Raw genomic sequence first — 1,311 nt, 5'->3', positions numbered from 1 at the left:
GGGGAGCACGCGGAATGGACGACGACAGCCGGGGCACCCGGCCAGGGGAGCCTCGTCGCCCCCATCCCCGTGGCGGCGAGGTTCCGCGGCGGGGCGCGGCGGCCGGGGAAGCGTGGTACGCATCAGCGAAGCCCGACCCGCGGGGGCTCGCCGAACCGCTCGCGCGGCGCCGGTTTGCGTCACCCGCCCAGCGGCCACACGGTGAAGAAAGGTGCGTCGGCCCCGCGGGAACGCACTCGTCGGCGATTCGAGAAGAGGGCGATCGTGATGATCAAGGGAAACGCCAGGACGCAACAGATCACGGGCAGGATGCGGGAGACCCTGGGCAAGGCCCTGGGAGACAAATCCATGCAGCGGAAAGGCCGCAACGAACAGTTGCGGGGCAAGGCCCATGAGATGACCGGAAAGGCCGCGGACCGCATGCGCAAGCGGATCAAACACTGAAGGCGAGTGGCCGGTAGCGCCACCGCCGCGTCCGGCGGGCGTCAGGGCGTCGTGCGAGCTGCGCGCGACACCCCGCCCCGCCGAGGACATGACGCCCCCTGCCTGACACGGCCGGTCCCGGGTGGATCGGGACCCCGCGACGGAGAGCACTGAGGATGATGACCATCGAGCACCCGGCGGACCGTGGCGGCGACGAGCGCGGAAGGTTCGAACGTTTCGCCGAGTCCGCGTCGAAATTCACCAGCTCACCGGTCTTCTTCGTGTTCTGCCTCGCGCTGGTCTCCCTCACCGTCGCGCTCCACCTCGTGGGCGTCGAGGTGACCTGGCTCCTCTTCGCCGGCGAATCCATGACGGCGGTGACCCTCATGCTCCTCGCACTGCTGAAGAACTCGGAACTCCGGGCGGACCGAGCGATCCAGCGCAAGCTGGACGCCATCGCCGCGGCCCTGCTCGAGGCGCAGGAAGGCACCCCCGGAAAGGCGCACGAGAACCTCAGGAACGTCATTCGGCTGGAGGACGAGATCTGAGAGGCGCGTCGACGCCTCTCAGATCTCTCCTCGCCCTTACCGAAGGCGTCGAGCCGCCTGGTGACACTCCGCGCGGAAGCGCGCCGTCACCAGTAGTGCCGTCGGCCGCCGACCGCGTGTCCGACGCCTCCCAGAATCCACAGAACGACTCCGATGATCACCAGGATGACCCCGATGGTCCATAGAATGCCGATGCCTGCCACGAGGCCGATGACGAGCAGAATAACTCCGAGGATGATCATCTTTTCCTCCGGTCGGGGAGCTTGACCCCCTAAGCGCCGAGTCCCCGCAAATATTCAGCCGCAAACACGGCGACAGCACGGTCGGCGCGAGCCCCCGG

Annotated in this window: 3 protein-coding genes; 2 read left to right on the top strand and 1 reads right to left on the bottom strand. The window is 68.1% G+C overall.

All coding sequences use genetic code 11. From position 1 onward, the window contains the following. Positions 1 to 444, top strand: a 444-nt coding sequence (locus ABZV34_RS39610; RefSeq protein ID WP_356288196.1) for a CsbD family protein, incomplete at its 5' end; no start/stop codon positions are given. A gap of 155 nt (positions 445 to 599) precedes the next feature. After that, the gene (locus ABZV34_RS39605; protein WP_356288194.1) at positions 600 to 971 is read left to right on the top strand and encodes a low affinity iron permease family protein; all 372 of its coding nucleotides are present in this window, start codon (positions 600 to 602) and stop codon (positions 969 to 971) included. Positions 972 to 1,057: 86 nt separating this feature from the next. Here ABZV34_RS39605 and ABZV34_RS39600 read toward each other — a convergent pair whose 3' ends face one another. Further along, positions 1,058 to 1,213, bottom strand: a complete 156-nt coding sequence (locus ABZV34_RS39600) for a DUF6131 family protein (RefSeq protein ID WP_356288191.1) — start codon at positions 1,211 to 1,213, stop codon at positions 1,058 to 1,060. Between the last annotated feature and the right edge of the window lie 98 nt (positions 1,214 to 1,311).

It is taken from the genome of Streptomyces sp. NPDC005195 (assembly GCF_040608315.1).
Taxonomy (GTDB): domain Bacteria; phylum Actinomycetota; class Actinomycetes; order Streptomycetales; family Streptomycetaceae; genus Streptomyces; species Streptomyces kaempferi.
Note: the sequence above shows the minus strand (reverse complement) of the source record. Positions and strands in the feature narration are given on the sequence as shown.

Bases quoted from the DNA above. Each gene is read 5' to 3' on its own strand.
- ABZV34_RS39605 (WP_356288194.1), top strand. From the start codon at position 600: ATGATGACCATCGAGCACCCGGCGGACCGTGGCGGCGACGAGCGCGGA.
- ABZV34_RS39600 (WP_356288191.1), bottom strand. From the start codon at position 1,213: ATGATCATCCTCGGAGTTATTCTGCTCGTCATCGGCCTCGTGGCAGGC.